This window comes from Oceanobacillus sp. B139/18 (assembly GCF_055524595.1).
The window spans coordinates 1,002,120-1,025,574 of sequence record NZ_JBVFXI010000001.1 but is presented as its reverse complement, the minus strand read 5'-3'; the positions used below and the strand labels follow the sequence as shown (position 1 = coordinate 1,025,574).

Annotated in this window: 22 protein-coding genes; 12 read left to right on the top strand and 10 right to left on the bottom strand. The window is 39.3% G+C overall.

The annotated features are described in order from the left end of the window. Positions 1–93 precede the first annotated feature (93 nt). A complete protein-coding gene (locus ACZSMY_RS04980; RefSeq protein WP_465147517.1) occupies positions 94–966 on the bottom strand; it encodes a DUF3307 domain-containing protein in 873 nt (290 codons plus the stop codon). Next, positions 963–1,739, bottom strand: coding sequence for a hypothetical protein (locus ACZSMY_RS04975; protein WP_465147516.1), 777 nt, complete (start codon positions 1,737–1,739; stop codon positions 963–965). The genes ACZSMY_RS04980 and ACZSMY_RS04975 overlap by 4 nt, the downstream gene beginning before the upstream one ends. Before the next feature lie 469 nt (positions 1,740–2,208). On the opposite strand from ACZSMY_RS04975, the gene ACZSMY_RS04970 reads away from it, so the two are divergent. Further along, positions 2,209–3,759, top strand: a complete 1,551-nt coding sequence (locus ACZSMY_RS04970) for a multicopper oxidase family protein (protein ID WP_289585128.1) — start codon at positions 2,209–2,211, stop codon at positions 3,757–3,759. 289 nt (positions 3,760–4,048) lie between these two features. Here ACZSMY_RS04970 and ACZSMY_RS04965 read toward each other — a convergent pair whose 3' ends face one another. Further along, complete coding sequence (locus ACZSMY_RS04965) at positions 4,049–4,924, bottom strand: LysR family transcriptional regulator (protein WP_193062132.1); 876 nt, start codon at positions 4,922–4,924, stop codon at positions 4,049–4,051. A 250-nt stretch (positions 4,925–5,174) separates the two neighbouring features. On the opposite strand from ACZSMY_RS04965, the gene ACZSMY_RS04960 reads away from it, so the two are divergent. The 5 genes from ACZSMY_RS04960 (at position 5,175) to ACZSMY_RS04940 (ending at position 9,070) form a co-directional block, all read left to right on the top strand. Next, on the top strand, positions 5,175–5,765 hold the full coding sequence (locus tag ACZSMY_RS04960) for an ankyrin repeat domain-containing protein (RefSeq protein ID WP_465147629.1): 591 nt from the start codon (positions 5,175–5,177) through the stop codon (positions 5,763–5,765). A 36-nt stretch (positions 5,766–5,801) separates the two neighbouring features. Next, positions 5,802–6,197 carry a nucleoside deaminase gene (locus ACZSMY_RS04955; protein WP_465147515.1) on the top strand — a complete coding sequence of 132 codons (396 nt, stop codon included), beginning with the start codon at positions 5,802–5,804 and terminating at the stop codon, positions 6,195–6,197. Positions 6,198–6,462: 265 nt separating this feature from the next. Then, a complete protein-coding gene (locus ACZSMY_RS04950) occupies positions 6,463–7,770 on the top strand; it encodes a Y-family DNA polymerase (protein ID WP_465147514.1) in 1,308 nt (435 codons plus the stop codon). Positions 7,771–7,772: 2 nt separating this feature from the next. Continuing rightward, a complete protein-coding gene (locus ACZSMY_RS04945; RefSeq protein ID WP_042534013.1) occupies positions 7,773–8,177 on the top strand; it encodes a hypothetical protein in 405 nt (134 codons plus the stop codon). A 101-nt stretch (positions 8,178–8,278) separates the two neighbouring features. Continuing rightward, entirely contained in the window at positions 8,279–9,070 is a 792-nt protein-coding gene (locus ACZSMY_RS04940) for a uroporphyrinogen-III synthase (protein ID WP_042534015.1), read from the top strand. 159 nt (positions 9,071–9,229) lie between these two features. Here the strand turns inward: ACZSMY_RS04940 and ACZSMY_RS04935 are convergent, their stop codons facing one another. Then, the gene (locus ACZSMY_RS04935) at positions 9,230–10,282 is read right to left on the bottom strand and encodes an alkene reductase (protein ID WP_052485070.1); all 1,053 of its coding nucleotides are present in this window, start codon (positions 10,280–10,282) and stop codon (positions 9,230–9,232) included. A gap of 116 nt (positions 10,283–10,398) precedes the next feature. Here ACZSMY_RS04935 and ACZSMY_RS04930 point away from each other — a divergent pair, with 116 nt between their 5' ends. Then, positions 10,399–10,815 carry an Lrp/AsnC family transcriptional regulator gene (locus tag ACZSMY_RS04930; protein ID WP_175297061.1) on the top strand — a complete coding sequence of 139 codons (417 nt, stop codon included), beginning with the start codon at positions 10,399–10,401 and terminating at the stop codon, positions 10,813–10,815. 123 nt (positions 10,816–10,938) lie between these two features. On the opposite strand, the gene ACZSMY_RS04925 is transcribed toward ACZSMY_RS04930, so the two are convergent. After that, complete coding sequence (locus ACZSMY_RS04925; protein WP_465147513.1) at positions 10,939–11,808, bottom strand: LysR family transcriptional regulator; 870 nt, start codon at positions 11,806–11,808, stop codon at positions 10,939–10,941. A gap of 99 nt (positions 11,809–11,907) precedes the next feature. On the opposite strand from ACZSMY_RS04925, the gene ACZSMY_RS04920 reads away from it, so the two are divergent. Then, entirely contained in the window at positions 11,908–13,092 is a 1,185-nt protein-coding gene (locus tag ACZSMY_RS04920) for an MFS transporter (RefSeq protein WP_465147512.1), read from the top strand. 55 nt (positions 13,093–13,147) lie between these two features. Here ACZSMY_RS04920 and ACZSMY_RS04915 read toward each other — a convergent pair whose 3' ends face one another. Then, the gene (locus ACZSMY_RS04915; RefSeq protein ID WP_289585129.1) at positions 13,148–13,588 is read right to left on the bottom strand and encodes a PH domain-containing protein; all 441 of its coding nucleotides are present in this window, start codon (positions 13,586–13,588) and stop codon (positions 13,148–13,150) included. An 89-nt stretch (positions 13,589–13,677) separates the two neighbouring features. Then, entirely contained in the window at positions 13,678–14,544 is an 867-nt protein-coding gene (locus tag ACZSMY_RS04910) for a LysR family transcriptional regulator (protein WP_289585130.1), read from the bottom strand. Between the two features lie 155 nt (positions 14,545–14,699). Here ACZSMY_RS04910 and ACZSMY_RS04905 point away from each other — a divergent pair, with 155 nt between their 5' ends. Further along, positions 14,700–16,130, top strand: a complete 1,431-nt coding sequence (locus ACZSMY_RS04905) for an MFS transporter (protein ID WP_465147511.1) — start codon at positions 14,700–14,702, stop codon at positions 16,128–16,130. Between the two features lie 285 nt (positions 16,131–16,415). Here ACZSMY_RS04905 and ACZSMY_RS04900 read toward each other — a convergent pair whose 3' ends face one another. Then, on the bottom strand, positions 16,416–16,769 hold the full coding sequence (locus tag ACZSMY_RS04900) for a winged helix-turn-helix transcriptional regulator (RefSeq protein ID WP_084612971.1): 354 nt from the start codon (positions 16,767–16,769) through the stop codon (positions 16,416–16,418). Between the two features lie 493 nt (positions 16,770–17,262). On the opposite strand from ACZSMY_RS04900, the gene ACZSMY_RS04895 reads away from it, so the two are divergent. The 3 genes from ACZSMY_RS04895 (at position 17,263) to ACZSMY_RS04885 (ending at position 20,600) form a co-directional block, all read left to right on the top strand. Beyond that, entirely contained in the window at positions 17,263–18,420 is a 1,158-nt protein-coding gene (locus tag ACZSMY_RS04895) for an MFS transporter (protein ID WP_332093681.1), read from the top strand. 159 nt (positions 18,421–18,579) lie between these two features. Then, the gene (locus ACZSMY_RS04890) at positions 18,580–19,920 is read left to right on the top strand and encodes a hypothetical protein (protein ID WP_465147510.1); all 1,341 of its coding nucleotides are present in this window, start codon (positions 18,580–18,582) and stop codon (positions 19,918–19,920) included. Between the two features lie 200 nt (positions 19,921–20,120). Beyond that, entirely contained in the window at positions 20,121–20,600 is a 480-nt protein-coding gene (locus tag ACZSMY_RS04885; protein ID WP_465147509.1) for a PaaI family thioesterase, read from the top strand. A gap of 315 nt (positions 20,601–20,915) precedes the next feature. On the opposite strand, the gene ahpF is transcribed toward ACZSMY_RS04885, so the two are convergent. Both ahpF and ahpC read right to left on the bottom strand, forming a co-directional pair. Continuing rightward, positions 20,916–22,445, bottom strand: coding sequence for an alkyl hydroperoxide reductase subunit F (gene ahpF / locus ACZSMY_RS04880; protein WP_465147508.1), 1,530 nt, complete (start codon positions 22,443–22,445; stop codon positions 20,916–20,918). Positions 22,446–22,635: 190 nt separating this feature from the next. Next, the gene (ahpC, locus tag ACZSMY_RS04875; RefSeq protein WP_042534036.1) at positions 22,636–23,199 is read right to left on the bottom strand and encodes an alkyl hydroperoxide reductase subunit C; all 564 of its coding nucleotides are present in this window, start codon (positions 23,197–23,199) and stop codon (positions 22,636–22,638) included. Positions 23,200–23,455: the final 256 nt, after the last annotated feature.

Here is a 23,455-nt window from a genome sequence, read left to right as displayed (position 1 = left end):
GATTCTCACCAAAAATCAGGCTGCTGAGCAATATTCAGCAGCCTGATTTTTTTGCTGGAGGAAAGGGGTCAATCTAGTGAAAGTCCTTATCGCTTACATAAGAACTCTTTGTACAACAAGTCCAAGCACCAACCCTAGAAAAATAGAAGACAGCGTACCTAACAAGAAATATTCCGCCCAGTTCCGGTCGTTTAACTGCTTAAATCGGGCAATCGACTTGGCGGCAATGATAAATGCAATCGACTGATATGCGCCTGCTGCTGTTAATAGTACCACCAGCAATCTTTCCAGATAGCCGATAAGCTTGCCGCGCGAACGAAGCGGGGCAGAGTAAGTGAAATAATGATATTCCTCTGTAAAACGATTGTCTGCGCTCGGTTGGATTTTTTCCTTTCCGGCAGCTATTTGGTTTTTCAACGTCAGTTCACCTTCAAAATTGGCAAATTCGGATGGTAACGAACCAATGATAAATTTTACAATATGCCCGCTGACACTTGTCGCTAAAATATAAATTAGGATAACAAATAATGCTGTATTGAACAGACCTAAACTGCTTGTACTATTCAGGTTTAAGAGACTAGCTGTCATCTCTGTAATTGTCATATGAAAGAATAGGATACAGGTCAGGAGTATCATCATAACGTGTAAGACTTGATCTGCTAGAAAATATCCGAGTTTCTTCATATTATCCATCGGGCTTTTGGGAAGGGAATCTACAAATTTTATTTTTAATAAATCAATCAAAAGGTGTGTGATTATAATAAAAGCTAAAGGTGAAATAAAATAGGAAATGACATGCTGAAACTCATATTGATAGCCCCATATTACCGCAAGTACAATACTTGTTGTCAGCAGGTGGTGAAGGATGTGTTTTTTTAAATGCTTGATTTTATGTTTCACCATCTGGTCAGATTGCAGCCAAAAATCAGCAATCAAATGTGCGAGAACAAGCAATAATATTGTCATGATAATCTCCTTTCCTCAGGGAAATAATCAGATAGATGTGTGATGATATGATGGTTAATATTTGTTTGCAGCTTATCTGTTAGACGATGGTTATCTTGTGCACCTAATGAATCCAGCACCTTTACAATATTATCAAAAGCATGCAAGATGATTTGCGTTTTGCCCTGTTTCATATGGTGGGATATGGTAGCTGTTGTTCTTTTAAGGTGTTCGCTTACCTTTTTTTGTTGACCGAGTATGAGATATAACGAACAGACGAGAGATTGTATGTCAGTTTGTTCGTTGATTTGTCCCTGCTTCAGCATTAAATTCGTATTAATCAAGATTTCGAACTGCTTGCTAAAAACCGTGAAGTCTTGTTCATTTGATGAAGCAGGCAACGTAAAACGAAACAGCAATCTATCCGGCTGTTTTTTCAGATGATTATTAGCGTTCCTTGCTTGTTTCATCAATGGATGAATCCATGTCTCTATATTTATATCCCTTACATCCTCTTTAATCGTTCCGAATGACAGGCCAAAATAAGGCGGATGATCAGTAAATTTCCAGATGCGGCTGATATAAAAAGCAAGAGTATATGCTGTTGCATAGCCGTTGCTCACAAGTACCAATTCATCTCCGGCGCGGTGACTGATTTGTGTTCCAGCTGTATTTTTGGTCCATAGAGAAATACTTTCTTTTAATTGTCCCAGGTAATCACTTAATGCCTTCCCGATATTTTCTTTTGACGAATTACTTATATCCATAATGAAGATGGAAACTTCCGTTGACATGAATAAAACAGCTCCTTCCTTATTCATCTCAGAGAATAGTTTGATTATATCATCGAATATATCAAAAGTTAGATGAAATAGTCAAACTTTGTGGAAGTTAGATGATTTAGTCTAATATAATTTGAAATATAAAAAAGCATACCATGACACACCAAACAATAAACAAATCATGTAAAGCTTATCCAAGTCATTTTTTCATAAATGACGCATTTTGTATCACCCTAATTACTTTAGTATACTGTACATCAGTTTTGCACTTTTTTGCTTCTAGTCACATTTACTATTACGAAAGGATGTTTAAAAAGTCCAATAAAAATGCCACAGCGAATTTCTGCGTTGACAGGATTTTTCCAATACTCACGTATTCAAAACATACGCTCCGTTCGTAAAAATCTCATCGCCTTGAATTTCTTGGTCCTATTTATCGTACTTTTTGAACACGCATTATAAAGAAATGGGGTGAATACGAATGCGCCGTAAGCTAGAAAAATTTGTGGATCCGCTTCCTAATCTACAGCCTCTAAAGCCTGATAAAAAAACAGGGGACGGGGTTCACTATGAAATCACGATGAAGCAATTCAAGCGTAAGCTGCATCGTGATTTACCAGCAACCACTTTATGGGGGTATAACGGTCAGTTCCCCGGCCCGATGATTGAGGCAAATCGGGATGAACCGGTTCACGTGGCATGGCTTAACCAATTGCCGAATAAGCATCTGCTTCCAGTTGATGTATCGATTCATGGCCTTGAACAGCTCCCCATCGTACGCACGGTGGTACATTTACATGGTATCGAAACAAAAGCTGACAGCGATGGACATCCGGAAGCATGGTACACAAATAACTTCCAAGAAACCGGACCTGTTTTTTCAAGAGAAACATTTACGTATCCGAATCATCAGCGCGGAAGCCTGCTTTGGTATCATGATCACGCTATGGGAATTACGCGGCTGAATGTATATGCAGGGCTGGCAGGGATGTATATTCTTCGGGATGAGCACGAGAAATCATTGAACCTGCCTGCTGGGGACTATGAAATTCCGCTTATGATTACAGACCGAAGCTTGAACGCAGATGGTTCCTTATTTTACCCATCACAGCCTGATGATGCAGCAAAAAACCTGCCAAATCCGTCTATTCTGCCTGCATACAATGGAGATACAATAATCGTTAATGGAAAGGCATGGCCGTTCTTAGAGGTGGAACCAAGAAAATATCGGTTCCGGATTTTAAATGCTTCCAATACAAGGTCCTACCAGTTACAGCTTGATTCTAATATAAACTTTCAACAAATCGGTTCGGACGGCGGGCTGCTCAGGCATCCCGTTGAAATCGAAAAAATCGGTTTTCAGCCGGCAGAACGAATCGATGTCATTATTGATTTTTCAAAAGCAGCTGGTCAGTCCATTCTATTAAAAAATGACTTAGGACCAGACGCTGATCCAAACGATGACACTGGAGATATCATGCAGTTCCGTGTTACAAAGTCATTGAAAAATAAAGATAGAAGCCATTTGCCACAAACTTTATCTGTTATTCCTTCATTAAAGCAAAATGATATTTCTGGTATTCGTTATTTAAAATTAGTTGGATCTGCTGATGAATTTGATCGTCCTTTATTACTTCTCAACAACAAGCACTGGCATGATCCAATCACGGAAAATCCGCAGCTAGGGACAACAGAGATTTGGGCTTTTACAAACACAACCAACTTCTCTCATCCAATTCACATTCATCTTGTCCAATTTCAGGTGCTGGAGCATCAGCCTTTCGATCTGGAGCAATATAATCAAGATGGCAAAATCATATTTACCGGACCGCCTGAGGCCCCCGCAGCAAATCACCGCGGCTGGAAAGATACCATTGAGGTTCCTGCTGCAACCATTACCAGAGTCATCGCTAAATTCGCTCCATATAGCGGAGAGTTTGTGTGGCACTGTCATATTTTAGAGCATGAGGATTATGATATGATGCGGCCTTATATGGTGGCAGATGATGACAAAAATAATACTAAATTTTAATTATATAGACGAAAAGGGTTTGAGTTGAGGGATAGCAGAAGCAGACCATGAAATAGAAAAAAGCATGAATGAGATAGATAGCCTCCAGTATAAAAACTAAAAACACCTGCTAAAAGCGTATATAAAATTAACGGCTTTTAGCAGGTGTTTTTATGAACTATATACAAAATTTAAAATAAAGCTGTGTATAGAGCTTGGATATATTCCGTAGGGGATAAAAGACAATTAAACAAAATCAAACAGAAAAGTATGAACCAAACCCATATAAAATACTGTGAAAGAGAGGAACTTATCCTTTTTGGAGCAACTCTATAAAATTTTGAGCAGATTTAGACAAGCTATGATCTTTGAGCCATATCAACCCGACTGGTCCATTTAACTCCATCGCACTTGATATCCGATAAGCATCTACAGGGTACCCGCGATATCGTTTCAGCAGAGTTTCCGGAACAATAGATGCGGCGAATCCAGACGCAACTAAATCCATTAAAAGGCTAATGTCAGAGCACTCCCCTATCTTATTAGGGTGCAGTTTAAATCGAGAAAATGCCTCTAAAATCAAATAGTGCACACCTAATCCCTCTGTGCTTGGAAACAGGAGAGGATAATGCTGGATTTCAGCAAGTGATACTTCTTTATCAAATGATGTCTGCTCCTCAGACGTAATGAAATAAAAAGGATCGTTATAGAGATGGAGAACAGAAAAATCGTCCAAATCTAACGGCATTCGGATAATTGCCAGTTCCACAATTCTGTCCCTGACTAATTGGCAAAGATGGGAGGATTCATTTTGTTGGATTTTATATGTGATTTTTGGGAATTCCTTTTGAAATTGTTCAAGTATATGTGGCAATTCGCTAACGGAAAATGTGTTAACACCAATAGTGAGTTTCCCATTTACCCCTTTGCCAACCTCTTTTACCTCTGTTTCGGTTTCTTCCATCCATTGAGTTATTTGCAGCGCATTTGTATACAGAGCTTTCCCTGCTTCTGTCATTTCTAAAAATTTACCGCTTCTTTCGACTAATGTGGCACCGAGTTCTTCTTCCATAGCTTTTAATTGTTGACTTAAGGGTGGTTGGGACATATGAAGTCTTTTAGCGGCGGCAGAAATTTTCCTTTCTTCTACAATAGCAATAAAATAGCGCAGCTGCCTAATATCCATCGTAAACATCCTTTCTACTTTAATCGCAGAGAACCGTCTGCAAAGCTCTACCTATAATGAAGTTTCATTTTATATATTAAAAAAATAAGTAAATATAATTAAATTAATATTTTTCATATAGCTACCTCCATGATAACATATTTATATAGGGGTAAAGGTTATGATAAAGCTGAAATATTTTTATCGCAGGGCAGCTGCCAAAACAGGGGAAGGTTTTTCAACACAGAAAGAAAAGAAGGAGGAAACCAATTTGGAACAAAAGTTAATTTCAGCAGCAGAAGAAGGAAATACAGAAACGGTTTTAAAATTAATAGAAGCTGGAGCAGATATTGATGCAACAGATGAACACGGTGTAACCGCAGTAATGGCTGCGACGCAAAAATATCATACAGATACTGTCAAGGCGCTTATCGAACAAGGAGCAGATATAAATATCCGCAATAGCAACCAGGATAATGTGCTTCTATATGCTGGAGCTGAAGGATTCCTTGAAATCGTGAAGCTTGCTGTTGGAGCAGGAGCAGATACATCATTAACAAACCGGTTCGGCGGAACGGCGCTTATTCCTGCTTCAGAGCGCGGGCATGTTGATGTGGTAGAGGAGCTTTTAATGAACTCTGACACAGACGTAAACCATATAAACAATTTACAATGGACTGCATTATTGGAAGCGATTATTTTAGGAAACGGCGGGGAAAATCATCAGAAGATAGTAAAGCTATTAATAGACCATGGTGCTGACATCCATATTGGTGATAAAGATGGCATTACTCCTTTAGAGCATGCAGAGCGCCTTGAATTTAAAGAAATTGAACGTATTTTGAAAGAATCTGAAGCATAATTGGTAAAACGAAACATCATAAAGGAGAGGACCAACATGTCGAACAAAGAATGGATGAAACAAGCAGTCAAATTAGCGAATGAAAATGAACAAAAGCATCAGGGAGCCCCATTTGGAGCAGTGGTTGTCAAAGATGGAAAAGTAATTGGGTCTGGTGTGAATGAAGTAACAGCAACGAACGATCCGACTACGCATGCGGAAATTCAAGCTGTTCGTGAAGCCTGTCAAACGTTAAATACAACGAATCTTAAAGGGTGTGAGATATACGCCAGTACAGAGCCATGTCCAATGTGTTTAAGTACGATTTATTATACGCAAATAGATACCGTGTATTTTTCTAACCCCAGCAACCCTGATCAAGACTATATATACAATCAGCTTTCCTTATCACATGATGAAAGGGATATTCACATGATTCATTTAAAAGAATGACTAAATAATTCAGCTGAAGCAGAATCTCCAGGTGTAAAAAAGATGATATTAGCCTTAACTGGAACAAAGATGACCGCAAAATCGAAATGGAATAACAGGATAATTCACTACGGAAGGCCCTTTGCGATAACATTTCGCGAAGGGTTTTTTTATTCATCTCAGCTTTCCATATATTAACACGACTATTTAAACGGATTTATGTTGACCATAGGAATATATGTTCGTATAATGAGTATGCAAACACCTATTCGTATTAGGAGAGAGTATGATGAAAAACATTATCATGATGGATTATTCGAAGGAGCCTCGGCGGGACATTATATGTATAGATGTCAAATCTTTTTTCGCAAGCGTAGAAGCTGCCGAACGTAAGCAGCATCCTTTAAAATCCCGGATTGCAGTTGTATCCAAGCCGGATAATCAAGGCGGTTTGGTGTTAGCCGCTTCTCCTTTAGTAAAAAAAGAGTATGGCGTGAAAACAGGAACAAGGATTTATGAAATCCCGCAGAAAGCAAATATAGATATCGTGGAGCCTCGTATGGCAGTGTATTTACAAAAGAATATGGAGATATTACGTATTTTTAAGCGTTATGTAGCGAAAGAGGATTTACTTGTTTATTCTATTGACGAATCGTTCCTCGACGTAACGAAATCACATAAACTTTTTGGCAGTACGCATGACATCGCGAGGAAAATCCAACGTGATGTATGGAGAGAGTTGGGATTAGTGTTAACTGTGGGAATAGGGGATAATCCGCTTTTAGCAAAATTGGCACTCGACCATCAGGCAAAGCATGACGAACAACGAGGCTTTATTGGGGAATGGCGTTATGAAGACGTTCCATATAAATTATGGAAGATAGAAGCCTTAATTGATTTTTGGGGGATAGGACAAAAAACGGAAGCCAATCTAAATCGGATAGGGGTTCGAAATATGTATGATTTGGCTCAATATGATATTGGCAAATTAAAAGAAAAGTTCGGTGTGATTGGTCAACAGCTCTATTTTCATGCACATGGAATAGATCGAACCGTGTTATCGGACACGTACACACCGGAAAGTACCTCCTTCAGCAGAAATCAGATACTAAACAGAGATTATTCGATTAAACACGATATTGAAACGGTTATTCGGGAAATGACAGATGAGAATGTGGCAAGGTTAAGGAAGCACCGGCTCATGACAGGTGTTGTCAAGCTGACCATTGGATATTCGAGAGATACAGTACTAGGCGGGTTTAGCCATCAGATAAAGATTGAAGCAACGGATTCATCCAGAAAATTAAAAGCGCACATGCTGTTTATCTTTCATAAACATTATAAAGACAATATGCCCGTACGAGTGATTAATGTTACTTTTGGAAAACTTCAAATAAAGCAATCATTGCAACTGAATTTATTTGAATCGGCAGAAGAAACAATGGAAAACGAAGAGCTGGATAAGACGATTGATTTTGTAAGAAGAAAACATGGTTATACTTCCCTGCTGCATGCTTCTAGTCTGCTTAAAAACGGAATGGCGAGATACCGTGCGAAATTGCTAGGCGGTCATCGTTCTGGAAAGGAAGAGTGAACATGGAAAAAATATCGATTACACGAGTTACGCCTGAACAGTTCGGGTATAAGGACAGAGGAATTATGAAATGGTTAGGCATGATGTTAAGCGACCATTCAGAAGCGCTCAAAAAAGAAGAAATGAATGATCAGCTAATCGAAGTGAAAGCAAAAGAAGAGATGACCGAGGAAGCCATCGCAAAAGTATTGAACCAAGCTTTTGCAACGAATTCTCCTGTTTTGATTCAAGCGAATGTGATGCGAAACGGGAATTATTATAAAGACTTGGAATGTAAAGTATCTGGATATGGAGAAGGTCAGATTCATCTATTTTTAAAAGATGGACGGGGAACGAATTGTTCCATAGAGGAAATAAGAAATGTGGAGTTTATGAACACACTTGACTGGTATGATAAAAGAAAATGATTAAGAAGTTATTTTTTGAAATCATTTGCTGAACCACTGGAATATTTGTAATATAATAAATAAAAGAATGAATACTAAAGCTATAGGAAAAGGAGAAATATATGGACGGACTTAAAGGGAAACAAGTTGCTGTTGCTGCATCTCGTCAGGCAAAAGCAATTGATACACTAATCAGTAAACATGGCGGAAACACAATTCAATTACCGATTCAAGGAGAGTATCAGCTGAATGATTCGATTTGTCAGCAGGATGTAAAAAAGCTTGTAGAAAACAGATTTGACTTTGTCATACTAACTACTGGGATAGGAGCAGAAACGTTAGAGCAATCCGCAAAGAAACTCCATATCCATACCAGCTTCATAGATAAACTAAAAAGCTCAACCCTTGCCATTCGCGGCAGTAAAACGACAAAGTGGATGAAACAGCATCACCTGATACCAACCATTCTTTCTGCAGATGGAACAATGGAAAATTTGCTTGCATCTTTACCTCCGGTCAAACAGGGCGAAGAAAAACAAATTTATTTGCAGACATATAATGAGGATGACGTGTATTTAAAAAGAAGTCTGGAACAGCTTGGGTATGCTGTTTATTTATCTAAACCCTATTCTTATAAAGAACCAGACCAGCAGATTTTATCGATACTAAAAGAAACCATTACCTCTCAAAATGTAGATGTTGTTGTTTTTACCAGTAAAACACAGGTGCGAAATTTATTTATGAAGGAGGATAAGGAGAAATTGGCGGAAGCCTTTAATCAAGGAATTTTAGCAGCAGCGATAGGAAAGGTGACTGCGGCTGAATTAGAGAAGAATGGCATTGAGAAAGTATTTCAGCCGAAGAAACCTAAAATGGGAGCGATGGTTGTAGAACTAAATAAACAGTTCTCATAGAATATATAGTGAAAAAGCTTCGAATATTTTGATGGCATTCTATTTCGAAAACCATTCGTTTTAAACAGGCTTTTGCGCTTCTTTAAGTACTGTTATTTTAAAGCACTCCTTTTAACTAGAAACGAGATAAAGGAGTGCTTATCCTACTTGATATACTGCTTAAATTAAACATGTATGCAGATTTTTTGTCTGATACGGAAAAATCTCCTGATTCGCTTTCAGACGAACGACCAGATCTGGATTAGCTATAAATAATTGTCCGAATGCTACCAAGTCTGCCTGATTACCTCCAATAATGGACGCCCCTTTTTCAGGTGCTATATTTCCAACAGCAATAAGCGTTTTATCCCAGTATTGCCTGAATAATTCATGAAGCGATTTTTGATTATGTTGAAGCATATCACCGTAGTTTTCTGCCGATGGATGGACAATTTTTAGTTGATGCTTGGAAAGAATCCCTGTTATAGCACATACCATTTCTTCTGGATGCTCCCATACATAATCCTTATCATCATCTTTTTTTTCAGAAATTCGAATGCTGATTCTATTTTTAGGAACAACCTTCTTTACTTCTTTAATAATTAAATCTAAAAATCGCAGTCTATTTTGTAAGGAACCTCCAAACTCATCCTGACGGTCATTTGTTTTCTCATTGATAAATTGATCGATCAGGTAACCATGCGCAGCATGTATCTCAACTCCGTCAAATCCGGCTTCCATCGCATTTTTTGCTGCATCCTTGTAATCAGCTATTATTTGATAAATTTCCATATTATTTAAAGCTCTGGGAGCTTGGAAAGGTTTCCTCAAACGATGCACATGTCCGTTGGCACCGATAGGAGAGGGCGCAACAGGAGCATTCCCTTTTAGAATTTCCTGATGACTTACTCTGCCAACATGCCAGAGCTGAGCAAAGATTTTTGTTTTATATTGATGAACTTCCCGCGTGACTTTTTTCCAGCTTAAGATTTGACGATGCGTATATATCCCTGGTATCCCATAGGTTCCTTTGGCCAGTTTGTTGATGGCGACACCTTCCGTAATGATTAATCCTGCCCCGTACCTTGCCCGTTTTCCATAGTAGTCTGCAATCAAGTAATTCACTTCACCTGTTTCGTTATCAGCAAATCCTCTTGTCATTGGCGCCATTACAATTCTATTATCTAATGTTAAGTTCCCGATTTTATACTTGGAGAAGATAGAACACGTCATATTTATCACCTCATATCAAATTTTAATTCGATACTGAATTGTTTACAATGGAATGATTAAAGTATATGCTATGGAAAACTTTAAATTTTAAAGTAATTGGAAAGCTGGTGAAAAGGATGTTGGATCATATCGATCATCAAATATTAGATTTATTAAAAAGAAATGCCAGACTTACCTATACAGAAATCGGCAAGCAAATAAATATGTCATCTCCTGCTGTGAAAACAAGGATAGAAAGGTTAGAAGATTATGTAATAAAGCGTTATACGGTTGAGGTAAATAATAAAGAGCTCAATAAAGGAATCCATGGCTTCGTTTTATTTAAGACCAAAAGCTGTGAAAAGTTAATGAATTACTGTAAGGAGAATAGTAATATAATAGATTTATGGAGAATTGGCGGAGAGTATAATTACATGGCAGAAGTGGTTTGTGAAGAAATGGAGGAGCTGGAGCAAATTTCTAAGGATACCACACATTTTGCTTTTTCAAATATACTATCTGTTCTGGGAAATCATCCTGTTAGTAATGACTAAAAATAGAAACGCATCAAAAAACCTGGCGATTTCAAATAAAATCATCAGGTTTTTAATATTTTAAGTAATGTCTGCTTCCTCATTTACAGGTTAATTTTGTCACCCCTCATGTTTTTATTCAGCTCAGTAAGAAACCCCTTTTGCAATATGAAGAAATTCCTTTACAGCCGGTGACGCTTCCGCAATAGATTGGCAGGCAAGTGCTACTTCACGGCTGTTTCGAATCGTTAAATTACTGACCTTTATGTTTTGCTGCGTCTTTAAAAACAGCTCAGGACCAACCGTGACCCCCAGGCCTTCCTGCACCATATTCGCAATCGTTGTACAGTCATGCACTTCAAAACGAATAGAAGGTTTTATTTGTGCTTCTTCAAACAATGCTTCTACATGGGATTGATACATCCCTGTGGGCATAATAAAAGATTCTTTCGCTAATTCAGCCATATCCACTGTATCCTCGGATTGAAATCGATGTGCCGGGTGATAGGCAACCACCATATCATCTTTGATAAGAGGGACAAAATCGAAATTTGGATTAGCTTCTCCTTTTACAACAAATCCAATATCAATCACTCCAGAGCTCAACCACTCTGTAATTTCTTCGTAGGTGCCTTCGTAAAATTTAAATTCTATTTTCGGATGTTTTTTCTGGAATTTGGCAAGCAGCTTTGGCAATAAGCAAGAAGAAGCACTTGCAAATGTACCGATGCGAATGATACCAGTCTCTAAGTTAGTTGCCAGAGCGATTTCTTGGTGAATACTTTCCATTCTCTTCAATACTTCCCGGATATGAGGGAGCACTTTTTGTCCTACTTCCGTCAGGGTGATTCCTTTTCTGCGGTCACGAATGAATAAAGAAACATCCCATTCAGATTCCAAACCGGCAACTGCATGACTTACTGCCGATTGTGTCATATTTAATTTTTCAGCGGCAGCGGTAAAGCTTCTCAATTCAAATACGGTCGCAATAATTTCAAAACGAACAATGCTCATGAGTAATTACTCATCTCCCTTATTAAAAATATCAATTTTACTTATGTTAACACGGGATTTACAATAAATTCAATGTTTAAATAAGGGAGAGGATACAAAATGAAAAACAATATAAACCAATTTACAATTATTCTTTTGGCCTTAGGAGCTTTTGTAACAGGAACAGGGGAGTTTGTGGTTTCAGGAATATTGGAACTGATTTCTTTTGATTTGGATATTTCTATTTCAACTGCCGGACAATTGATTACGATTTATTCCTTATCTTATGCTGTTGGCGCTTTGGTATTGGTTATCTTAACCTCCAAATTTGACCGTAAAAAGGTCCTTTTATACGCCATCGTTATGGTTATTCTAGGAAATCTGGTTGCGTTTTTCAGCTATCATTTTATCGTTCTTATGCTGTCCAGAGTTATCCAGGCAATGAGCGGAGGATTATTTATTGTAGTAGCTACCAATTATGCTGCTCAAATTGCAGCACCTGAAAAAAAGGGAAGCGCCATGGCAACAGTGCTTACGGGTTTTACTATCTCCTTAGTACTTGGGGTACCCTTAGGAACATTTTTAGCAGGATATGTAGATTGGCGGTATATTTTCCTGATTATTGCACTTGGTACGGTATTGTTATTAGCAGGACTGTATAAATTATTGCCGGCTATTGAAGGAAACCAGCCGCTGCCGTTTAAACAGCAATTGCTGATTATCAAAGATAAACGGGTGCTTACAGGGTTATTGACGACCATTTTTTGGATTTTAGGGTATACCATGGTCTTTGCCTATATTGCTCCATTGTTAAGTAATACAGCTGGCTTTTCCATAGAGATGACAAGTATCGCTTTATTTGTTTTAGGAGCTTTTGCTTTTATCGGCTCCCGTTTTGGAGGATACGCGGTAGATAAATGGGGGCCTGATCGAACCATATCGCTTAGCTTATGTATCCACATTATTGCGTTATTTGTTTTGGCATTGACACAATATACCATGACAGGCGTATTTATCACGTTGGCAGTTTGGGGAATAGCAACATGGACAACCACGCCGGCAAAGCAATTTTATTTAGTATCTTTAAAGCCGCAATCATCTGAAACCGTACTGAGTTTTAATACTGCATTAATGAATGTGGGAATGATGTTAGGTTCTGCGCTGGGCGGTCTTATTATTCAGTATATAAATATCGTCCATTTAAGCTGGATTGCCGGATTATTTGTAATTATCGCGTTTATTTTCATCCGGTGTTCTTTCTACTTAAACAAAAACGGGCAAGGTAATTATGAAATGAATGAATAGATAAAAGAACCCCGCATTCTCTGACAAGTTGAGGTTCTTTTCCTTGAATAAAGGTTTATTCCTGAATAATTACATGAGGAGATCGTTTTTTTAATTCCGTGATAAATTCTCTTCTATTCTTTGGTGAAATCTTTACACTGCCAAGGATGGCTGAATCGTAAAATAATTCAAGTCCATTCCTGGCAGATAGAATGCGATAACCAGTAAAGATATCTTTTGTCGGCGAAATTTTCCTTATGCTTTGATAAGCGATTTTACACTTGAATGGTCCGCCTTTCACTAACAGATAATTATCATAGAAAATATACTTGATCGAAAAAGACATCCATAACAAAGCTCCTGCTAAAATAATAAAGATAGCAGTCATTATTATGACGATGCCCATGGATGCCTCTTTATCAATGAGTGGAGGTAAGAGCGTTACGGCACCTATTAATAAAACCACAATGGACATAAACGTTACGAAAAAACCATCTACTTTTGAACGGAAAATCATGGCGCGTTCTCACCTTTCTTGCAGTTGCTTTCCAAATATATTTTCTTACTGTTTCTATCCAACCATTATAAGGGGTTTTTCTCTTTATTTCATTCACCCCAATGCAGACTCTGCTCTTTCATCAATGAAATCATTGCTTGCATAGCAGGGGAGAGCTGTTTGTTTTTATGGTTCACAATAAACGTAGCATTTCCTGTATGGTTTAATGAAATAAATTCACCTAGAATTTGTTCGGAAGCAAGTTCCTTTTCTACCGCGAAATAGGGCAGGATGGAAAAACCGAGTCCGGAAAGCACGCATTGCTTAATTGCTTCCAAACTGGAAAAGTTTAATGAATTTTTTGCCTCGATTTGTTCTTCCTGTATATATGCTTCCAGCATGCTTTTATAACTGCAGCTTTCTTCGGTGGAGAGAATCGTATTTTCACTATCTTCTAGGCAGACAGGCCATACCAGAACAGTCGATTCATCCTTTATTTTTTCAATCGTCAGCTCTTTATCAAACCAGTCATTTCTTTCCAAAACAAAGGCCATATCAATTTGTCCGTTCTTAAGCGCGGCAGAAATATCCTTATTTTCAAGAGAACGTAAAGATAACGACACATCAGGGTATCTTTTTTTGTACTCCATTAGAATGGACGGAATCCTGTATTGTGAGAAGATTTCTGTAACCCCAATAACAAGACTGCCCTTTGGCGCATCATTCATATTCATGGTTTCCGCTGCTTCATTGTATAAATCAACGATTTTAACAGCATATGGGTGAAATTGGGTTCCGTAGTTTGTCAGAAATACTTTTCTGCCAATACGGTCGAATAAAGGTTTTTTTAATTCCTTCTCCAGCTCCTTCACGTGTACCGTCACCGATGACTGTGAATAATCCAGATATTCCGCTGCACGTTTAAATCCGCCTTTTTCCACGATTGTTTTAAACGTGATTAAATGACGTAATTCCATCTATTTGTCCTCCTTGATGAATAGTTTAATATTATTAAACTATTCATTTAAAAAGATTCGTTTTATTAAACTTTTATGTATTAGTATAATCAAATCATGCTCTGTTGGAAAGGGAGAGAGCAGAAAAACTTAAAAATGAAAGAGAGGGCTTTAGATTGAAAGAAAGATATCCAACATTATCACAGCCGGCTACATTATTAGGGTTATTTATTCTTTTGTTAGCCGGTTTTATGACCATTCTTGATCTTTTTATAGTGAATGTGGCAATTCCGAGTATACAAGGAGATCTGGGGGCAAGCTTTTCACAAATCGCTTTTATCGTTGCTGGTTATGAACTTGGTTTTGGCGTGCTTTTGATTACTGGAGGCAGGCTCGGGGATCGTTTTGGGCGCAGGCGTCTGTTTATCGTGGGGATGTTTGGCTTTACTATTACATCTGCATTATGCGGGCTGGCAATTAATCCAGATATGCTAATCATCGCCAGAGTACTTCAAGGCCTGACTGCTGCGATGATGCAGCCGCAAATTTATTCTTCTATTCGGGTTAATTTTTCAGGCCGGGAAAGAGGAATTGCTTTCAGTTTGCTCGGCATGGTATTAGGCCTTGCTGCCATTGCGGGGCAAGTGCTAGGCGGTTTTATTGTAGAAGCCGATTTTGGAGGACTCGGCTGGCGGATGATTTTTTTAATCAACATTCCCATCGGCATTTTCTCCATTCTTATGGCGCGGTTCATCCCGGAATCGCATGCTCCGGAGCGTCCACTGCTGGATTGGGGCGGAGTAGTTATTGTCAGTCTTGGACTGATTTTATTTCTTGTCCCGCTTATTGAATCACAGAATCATGGCTGGACGATATGGAGTTTCTTATCCCTTGCGGCGGCGGCATGGATACTATTTGGTTTTTGGCGGCATCAGGAAAGACGGCGCCTTGCTAAAAGGCAGCCGCTGGTAGACACCATGCTCTTACGCCAATCCCGGTTTGCCATGGGCGGCAGTCTCGTCTTGCTGATATATTCTACTTCGTCCGTGTTTTTCTTATGCTATGCGTTATTAGTACAAACAGGGCTGGGATTAAGTCCGCTTTCCGCCGGGATTCTTTTTGTGCCCTGCAGTATCGGATTTACCGCTGCTTCCATGGCTGCACCCCGCCTGGTAGAACGTTTTGGAACGATGACGATCTTTTGGGGCGCTGTCTTTTATACCTTTTCCTTTGCTGTATTAATCTGGCAAGTATGGACTGCAGGAGGCGATTTGGTAGCTGTTCATTTAATTACAGCACTTGTTTTTGTAGGGATTGGCCAAGGATTAGTCATGACACCGCTCTTAAACCTGGTATTAGGGTTTGTAGAAGAAAGCAAAGCAGGCATGGCCTCAGGAATTATTTCTACTTTACAGCAGGTTGGCGCAGCTGTCGGCCTGGCAGCAGTAAGCATATTTTTTGGGAGTGTTGTTGCTGATGCTGACGGGGGAAACAGCGGTCTATATGCTTCTGCTTTCGTCAATGCGATGTTTTATAATCTTATTGCTTCATTAGTTTCCGCAATTCTGCTTTGGAAAATGGCAAAAGAGCGGGTGGAAGGAAGCTGATTTATTGTTTTAATACTATAAAACAGATAAATGGGGAGGATTTTGTTAAAAAGCACTATTCTTTAATATGTACTTCTTTATTGCTATTTGGAATTGACGGCTATCATTTATCTGCTTGATTAACATTTAGTTTTAATTTAAGTAAAGGATAACCATGGTATATTTTATGCTTAACGTTTGAAAACTGGAGTAAGAAGAAAAACAGATCACTTGTATCATTTATTAAAAGATAACAAGTGATCTGTTTTTATATTTTAAAATTCACTCTCCAAACCAGCATTTCAATTATTTATTGCAGACCTCTAAAGCATTTTTATTTTTCTCCATAAATTCCTCATGCGTAAAACCCCACGCACACATCTCTCTTAAAATAGGCTCCAATGATTTTCCATGTGCTGATAAAGAATATTCTACTCTTGGCGGAATTTCCTGGTAGACAACACGATGAACCAGTCCGTCTTTTTCTAACTCCCGAAGCTGCTGTGTAAGTACCCCCTGCGTTATTTCAGGCATGAGGTGTCGTAATTCTCCGAAGCGTTTTGTGCCCTTTTCTAAAAGGATGAATAAGATATGCGGTTTCCATTTACCGCCAATTGCTTGAAGCGCAGTTACAATTCCGTATTTTGATAAATCGTCCAAAAGAACTTTCCTCCTTATAGTAAAAGCTTTCAGTCACTATTTCATACGAAGTATGTTAACCATACCAGAGAAAATAAAGAAAAGTAATCAATTTGCCTTACAGCATTCTGGCTTTGTAGATATGGATAAAAATTATAAAGCTGTAACCCGGACAGGGCTTTATTTGTACCTTTTACCATACTGAGTATGAAAAATATGCCTACTTTTCAAGTGATATTTTGCTCACCATAATAAAAGGTGTTAATAGCTAGTAACCAAAGGGGGATAAATCCATGACATGCACGTGAAAGAATTAAATGGCATTTACTGCTTGTGGAAAGTGGGAGAGGAAAAGCTTTTCTTTATATATGCTGATGCAGAAGACGAACAAAGGATACGGAAGAAGCTACACACAAGATTTGGACGATATATATGAATTTTTATGGAACATCATAATATAACGCTTACTCTGTACTGTTCCGTAAAATAGAATATAAATTTGGAGTGGATACAATTGCCTTTTGCAGTTTTTATATTAGGTTTTCTTATATTTTCGCAAACAACATCAGAATTTATGGTGGCTGGAATTATGCCATCTCTATCAGAAGAATTTAACGTATCGATTGCAGCCATCGGTTATCTAATTTCAGCGTATGCAGTAGGGATGATTGCAGGCGGACCGATTCTAACCATTGCTTTACTAAAGGTTCCGTTAAAAAAAGGATTAATGGCTTTAACACTTGTCTTTCTGATTGGACAGACCATTGCTGCCGTTTCTCCCAATTATGAAGTGATGATGGCGGCGCGTGTCGTACAAGGGATAGCTTCTTCCGCAACGTTTGGAACAGCTATGTCGCTTGCCTATCAACTCGTCCCTGATCAGCTACGAGCGAGGGCGGCTTCCATTGTATTAGGCGGATTAATGATTGCAACTGCTGCCGGAGTCCCATTTGCGATGGTGTTTAATTTGTATTTAGGCTGGCGTGCCAGCTTCTGGGCGGTTGTTGTCTTAGTATTTATCGCAGCCATATTCGTACAGTTCCTGATTCCAGCCTTCGAATCAAAGGAAAAGAAAAGTATCCGTATCAAAAAAGAAATCAGTTCCTTTAAAAACGGTCAGTTATGGGCTGCCTATACGACGAATGTATTTATTATCGGCGCTACTTTTGCAGCATTCAGCTATTTTACGCCAATCCTGACTGAAGTCACAGGATTTAGCGCTGGTGTTGTTCCTTTTATTCTAGGAGTCTATGGTGCAGCAACGGTTATTGGTAATATTATTGTCGGCAGATTAGCAGACTTGCATATGATGCCTGTCATGACAGTTGGGCTAGTTATTCTGACAGCTGCACTGATTCTGTTTGGATCCTTTGCGGAAATTCCTGTCATCGCTGTTGCCGCAGTTATTATCATCGGTTTAACCGGAGTGTCTTTAAATCCGGCGATGGCAAAAAGGGTTTTAAGTGTTTCAAATACAGGAACGCTGGTAGCCACAGTAAATAACTCTATGATTAATCTTGGACTCATGATTGGTTCATCTGTTGGCGGATTAACGATTGATGCCGGGTTTGGAGTCACTTCTCCTTTATGGGTTGGCGTTATCCTGGGGATTATTGGATTGACTACATTGCTTCCGTTTATTCGAAGGGATAAATTTACTGTAAATGCTTAGCGAGGAACTAAACGCATTTGTGAAATTCTTCTAAAACAAATTGTTGAACTCTGCTTACATTTATATGTCTCATCCAACCTCAGAAAGCAAACATCGTTTTATTTTTTAAATCCCGGGAATAGTTTTAACTAACGAAGCCATTATTTTGGAGGGATTATTTTGAAAAAAATAGGCGTTGTTTTAGGACTGTTTTTATTTAGTTTCGTATTGGCGGCATGCAATAATACAAATGAAACAGATTCTGCAGAGGAAACACCGTCAAATAATGAGGCAGATTCAGAAGAAGATGGAGATGAGACAGATTCAAACAATCCAGAGGAGGATGCTGCATCTGATAAGAACCCGGTGGAAAACGAGGAGGAAAACAACCATTCCGATAACGAAGCAGAAGAGCAGGACTATACAGAAGAACAAGTCTCCGGTGACTACCTGATTCACGCCGAGTGGCTGGATGGCACGGATTTATTGCTTTACTTCACGCGGACAGCGGATGAGATGACACGTGAAGAGCGGATACATCAATCATTAATGGAAAGTGATCCTTCACAACGTGATCTGCTCTCTGCTACGACCAATTTTGAGGTCGACGGAACAGCAGTGAACTTGTACTATAATGAAGAGGATGATTTAAGTATGGCATCCACGGAGTCGGCGATGTTTTGGGAAGCGCTGAATGAGATTGGCTTTCGGTATGGTTTGGATGAATTTAACCTTTTTAATCAGGATGGGGAAAGAGGACTGACTTTTGCGGAAAATCATTGGCAGGATCCCGTTGAAATCGAACAAGAGCCGAATCGCGGATACTATGTTATGTCTCCAGAAGAAACAGAGCGAGGGGAGCACACGTATATCAGCGGGGCTGTAGCGGGAGAAGAAATATCTGCGGAGGATGGCGAACTATTTGATTTCGGCCAGACAATTGAAGCGATGGCAACCACAACGAACGACAACGGGTCTTATCACTCCGGAATCTACGAAGGTCTGGAAATCGAAGAAGCAGAGGTAGATGGGAATCAAGCGATGGTGACATATCATATCAATGAGGAGGCAGAACCGACTCAACAAGAACGTGAAGATTTTGAGCAGGTTCTTCAACTAACTGCGCTCGATTTTCAGGTCGAGGAGCTCCAGCTGGTAAATGAAACGGATCAAGTTATTTCCACCTACCCTTTATTGAATGAAGCAGGTGACAATAATGGCACAGCAGAAGAGGATGATAACCAATCCGAAGATACTTCAAACGCAAATGAACAGGAGGAAAATACCGGAATAACGGAAGAGGATGCGACAAAAAACGTGTTTGACTATGTAGATGAGCATAGCGACACTAACCGGGAAGATGTAAAAGCCATGGTACAAGATGACGAGGACGAAGAAGGCTATTATACTGTTCAAGCATTTGTGTTTTCAGGAGAAGAAGGGGAAGCGCAGATGACAAACACCATAGGCTGGTATCTGGTAGATAAAGAAACCGGGGAAGTCAAAGAAAAGGAGCTTTAACGAACAGAATAGCTTGATGGTTATTCATATAGAAAGAACTTGTTTTGATTATTTTTCAAAATAGGTTCTTTCTATTTATTTATCAGAATATTATTGCACATCAGGAAGAACTTGTATATATTGATAGTACAACATGACAGATTACCAGCTTATATTCCATCTGATTTATTGAGATTTATAAAGTCGAAGGAGGGGACAGTGTGGAAGAAAAGATAGAAAAAGCAATACAAGATATTTATCCCGATGATTTTTCCTGGTGCTATGGATGCGGCCGACTAAATAAAGATGGTCACCACCTGCGGACTGGATGGCAAGGAGATAAGACAATTACCATTTTTACGCCTGATTCAAAGTACATGGGAATCCCGGGTTTTGTTTACGGCGGGTTGATAGCTTCGTTAATGGACTGTCGTGGGTCAGGTTCGGCTGCACTTGCTTTACACCGCAAAAACGGAAATGAAATTGGTGATGGTTCGGTACCGCCCAGATTTGTCACTGCAGGCCTCCATGTGGAATTCCTGCAGCCAACTTCACAGGATACGCCGCTAAAGGCCATTGGAACAGTGGAGGAAATTCATCCGAAAAGATGGAAGGTCCATACAGAAATCTTTGCAGATGATACTCTCTGCGCACGTGGAGAGGTCGTTCTTGTCGTTATGCCGAGTACGTTTTTAAAATAGAAATTTTTTTGAATATCATGCAGTATAGTGCGTTAAGTTAACATAAAGGAAGTTATCAAAATCCCAAATACCAAGTTACACTTTTTAGGAGTGAGTTGGTATTTTTTTAGCAAAAGGGACTTATCGAATAAGCCTCGATAAGCCTGTACCAAAAGGGAAGGGACGTATAACTGGGGCCGACTTGGCTACATCGATGATAGATCAGTTGGAAAATCCAGATTCTATCGGCAGCGTTGCCTATGTTTGCGCCAAATAAAAGTTAAATTGATTCATAGATAAAAAGACTAGCAGGATTTTCCCGCTAGTCTTTCCGCCTTAATTACGAATTAAGTGATCAAATGCACCTAAAGCCGCAGTGGCTCCAGATCCCATTGAAATAATGATTTGTTTATATGCGCTGTCTGTGCAGTCTCCTGCAGCGAATAGGCCGGGAATATTGGTAGAACCGCGTTTATCTACAATGATTTCTCCAAATTTGCTGCGTTCCACCGTGTCTTCCAGCCATTCCGTATTTGGCACAAGGCCAATTTGTACAAAGACACCAGCAAGTTCGATGCTGTGTTCTTCTTCCGTTTCACGGTCAACATAGCGAAGCCCTTGCACTTTTTGATCACCATAAATTTCAGAAGTACGAGCATTTGTGATAACTGTTACGTTTGGCAAGCTATATACACGCTCTTGTAAAACCTTATCTGCTTTCAGTTCGGGAAGGAATTCAAGAACTGTGACATGCTTAACGATTCCGGCTAAATCAATGGCTGCTTCAATCCCGGAATTACCGCCGCCGATAACCGCTACATCTTTTCCTTCAAAAATTGGGCCGTCACAGTGCGGGCAATAAGCAACCCCTTTATTTTTGAATTCTGCTTCCCCGGGGACGCCAATATTTCTCCAGCGTGCACCGGTGGAAAGCACAACTGTTTTACTTTTCAGTGTTGCACCATTTTCCAGTTCTAATTCAAATAAGTCTTTTTTCTCCAGTGATTTAGCACGCATCGAGTCCATGATATCAACTTCATAATCGCGAACATGCTCTTCCAGGCTTGCTGCCAATTTCGGACCTTCTGTATATTTGGTAGTGATGAAGTTCTCGATGCCCATGGTATCTTGAACCTGTCCGCCAAAGCGTTCCGCTACGACACCGGTACGAATTCCTTTTCGTGCTGCATAGATAGCTGCGCTGGCGCCAGCAGGACCGCCGCCGACAACAAGCACATCAAATGCTTCTTTATCGTTCAGGCCGGATACATCCACAGTCGTAGTGCCTAATTTTTCAAAGATGCTTTTTAGAGTTTGGCGTCCGTTAACAAAGGATTCTCCATTTAAGAAGACAGATGGGACGGCCATCACGCCATTATCGTCTGCTTCTTCTTTAAATGCAGATCCTTCAATCATGGTATGCGTAATTGCAGGGTGAACCACGCTCATTAAATTCAAGGCCTGGACTACGTCAGGACAATTATGGCAGGAAAGGCTGACATACGATTCAAAATGGAGCGGTCCCTGCAATTGCTTGATTTGTTCCAGGAGTTTCACATCTGCTTTCGGCGGACGGCCGCTCACTTGCAATAATGCAAGAACAAGAGAGGTGAATTCATGCCCAAGTGGAACACCGGCAAAAGCAATGCCTGAATCTTCTCCAGGACGATTTACGCTAAAGGTCGGAGTGCGCGGGAATTCACCTTGTTCGATTGTGATTTTATCAGACATTCCGGCAATTTCATTGACCAGTTCCTCTGCTTCTTTGGAAACATCGTCAGCGCCAAAGCTTACTTTGAGTACAATGTCATTTTCCAATAGCTGCAAATATTCTTTAAGTTGTGATTTGATTTCTTGATCGAGCATAGTAAACCTCTTTTCTCTATTAAAATCGGAAAAACTAAAATGAATCCCTTTGTTCATAGCTGTCTCGGAATTTCCCCTGATGGAGAAATCTGTATCGATAGGCTGTATAACACAAAGGAAGTTCGACGCACGTAACGCCGAACCCCGTTTAAATTTAAATTACAGCCGTTAACCGGCTAACCGTGCTTTCTTAGATTTTTCCAACTAAATCTAGGCTTGGTTTTAATGTTTCTCCATCTTCTTCCCATTTAGCAGGGCAAACTTCATCTGGATTTTCACGTACATATTGTGCCGCTTTGATTTTATTGATTAATGTGCTGGCGTCACGGCCAATACCATCAGCGTTAATTTCTACAGCTTGGATAACGCCGTCTGGATCAATAATAAATGTACCGCGATCAGCCAGTCCTGCATCTTCTCTTAATACTTCAAAGTTACGGGAAATTTGCTGAGAAGGGTCACCAATCATCGTATATTCAATTTTGTTGATAGCATCTGATGCTTCATGCCATGCTTTATGCACAAAATGTGTATCTGTAGAAACAGAATAAACCTCTGTACCAAGATTTTTTAATTCAGCATATTGATTTTGTAAGTCCTCTAATTCGGTCGGGCAAACAAAAGAGAAGTCTGCTGGATAGAAACAAACAACGCTCCATTGACCTTTGAAATTTTCTTCGGATACATCTACAAATTCACCTTGATGAAATGCAGTTGCTTGAAATGGTTGTACTTCTTTACCTATTAGTGACATAATGTATGTCCTCCTTGCAAAATAGTAATCTTATAATTATTGATTTTTATCAATAAAAACAATAATTATAATCTAATAATAATTATTCTAAATTAGAGATAATTTGTCAAGGAACCCAAGTGAAAAAGTGCATTATTTCACTTGAATTATTAACAAATTGTGAACGAAATAAGCTGTCTTATATTGTTCTTTTATTCTAAAATTGAATAACTAATTGAGAATAGAGTATAACATTTGCGAACGGATTCGGCAAATG

What these genes read in the sequence shown, in the direction of transcription:
- ACZSMY_RS04980 (WP_465147517.1), bottom strand. Translation starts at nt 966, where the DNA reads ATGACAATATTATTGCTTGTTCTCGCACATTTGATTGCTGATTTTTGG.
- ACZSMY_RS04975 (WP_465147516.1), bottom strand. Translation starts at nt 1,739, where the DNA reads ATGTCAACGGAAGTTTCCATCTTCATTATGGATATAAGTAATTCGTCA.
- ACZSMY_RS04970 (WP_289585128.1), top strand. Translation starts at nt 2,209, where the DNA reads ATGCGCCGTAAGCTAGAAAAATTTGTGGATCCGCTTCCTAATCTACAG.
- ACZSMY_RS04965 (WP_193062132.1), bottom strand. Translation starts at nt 4,924, where the DNA reads ATGGATATTAGGCAGCTGCGCTATTTTATTGCTATTGTAGAAGAAAGG.
- ACZSMY_RS04955 (WP_465147515.1), top strand. Translation starts at nt 5,802, where the DNA reads ATGTCGAACAAAGAATGGATGAAACAAGCAGTCAAATTAGCGAATGAA.
- ACZSMY_RS04950 (WP_465147514.1), top strand. Translation starts at nt 6,463, where the DNA reads ATGATGAAAAACATTATCATGATGGATTATTCGAAGGAGCCTCGGCGG.
- ACZSMY_RS04945 (WP_042534013.1), top strand. Translation starts at nt 7,773, where the DNA reads ATGGAAAAAATATCGATTACACGAGTTACGCCTGAACAGTTCGGGTAT.
- ACZSMY_RS04940 (WP_042534015.1), top strand. Translation starts at nt 8,279, where the DNA reads ATGGACGGACTTAAAGGGAAACAAGTTGCTGTTGCTGCATCTCGTCAG.
- ACZSMY_RS04935 (WP_052485070.1), bottom strand. Translation starts at nt 10,282, where the DNA reads ATGACGTGTTCTATCTTCTCCAAGTATAAAATCGGGAACTTAACATTA.
- ACZSMY_RS04930 (WP_175297061.1), top strand. Translation starts at nt 10,399, where the DNA reads ATGTTGGATCATATCGATCATCAAATATTAGATTTATTAAAAAGAAAT.
- ACZSMY_RS04925 (WP_465147513.1), bottom strand. Translation starts at nt 11,808, where the DNA reads ATGAGCATTGTTCGTTTTGAAATTATTGCGACCGTATTTGAATTGAGA.
- ACZSMY_RS04920 (WP_465147512.1), top strand. Translation starts at nt 11,908, where the DNA reads ATGAAAAACAATATAAACCAATTTACAATTATTCTTTTGGCCTTAGGA.
- ACZSMY_RS04915 (WP_289585129.1), bottom strand. Translation starts at nt 13,588, where the DNA reads ATGATTTTCCGTTCAAAAGTAGATGGTTTTTTCGTAACGTTTATGTCC.
- ACZSMY_RS04910 (WP_289585130.1), bottom strand. Translation starts at nt 14,544, where the DNA reads ATGGAATTACGTCATTTAATCACGTTTAAAACAATCGTGGAAAAAGGC.
- ahpF (WP_465147508.1), bottom strand. Translation starts at nt 22,445, where the DNA reads ATGCTCGATCAAGAAATCAAATCACAACTTAAAGAATATTTGCAGCTA.
- ahpC (WP_042534036.1), bottom strand. Translation starts at nt 23,199, where the DNA reads ATGTCACTAATAGGTAAAGAAGTACAACCATTTCAAGCAACTGCATTT.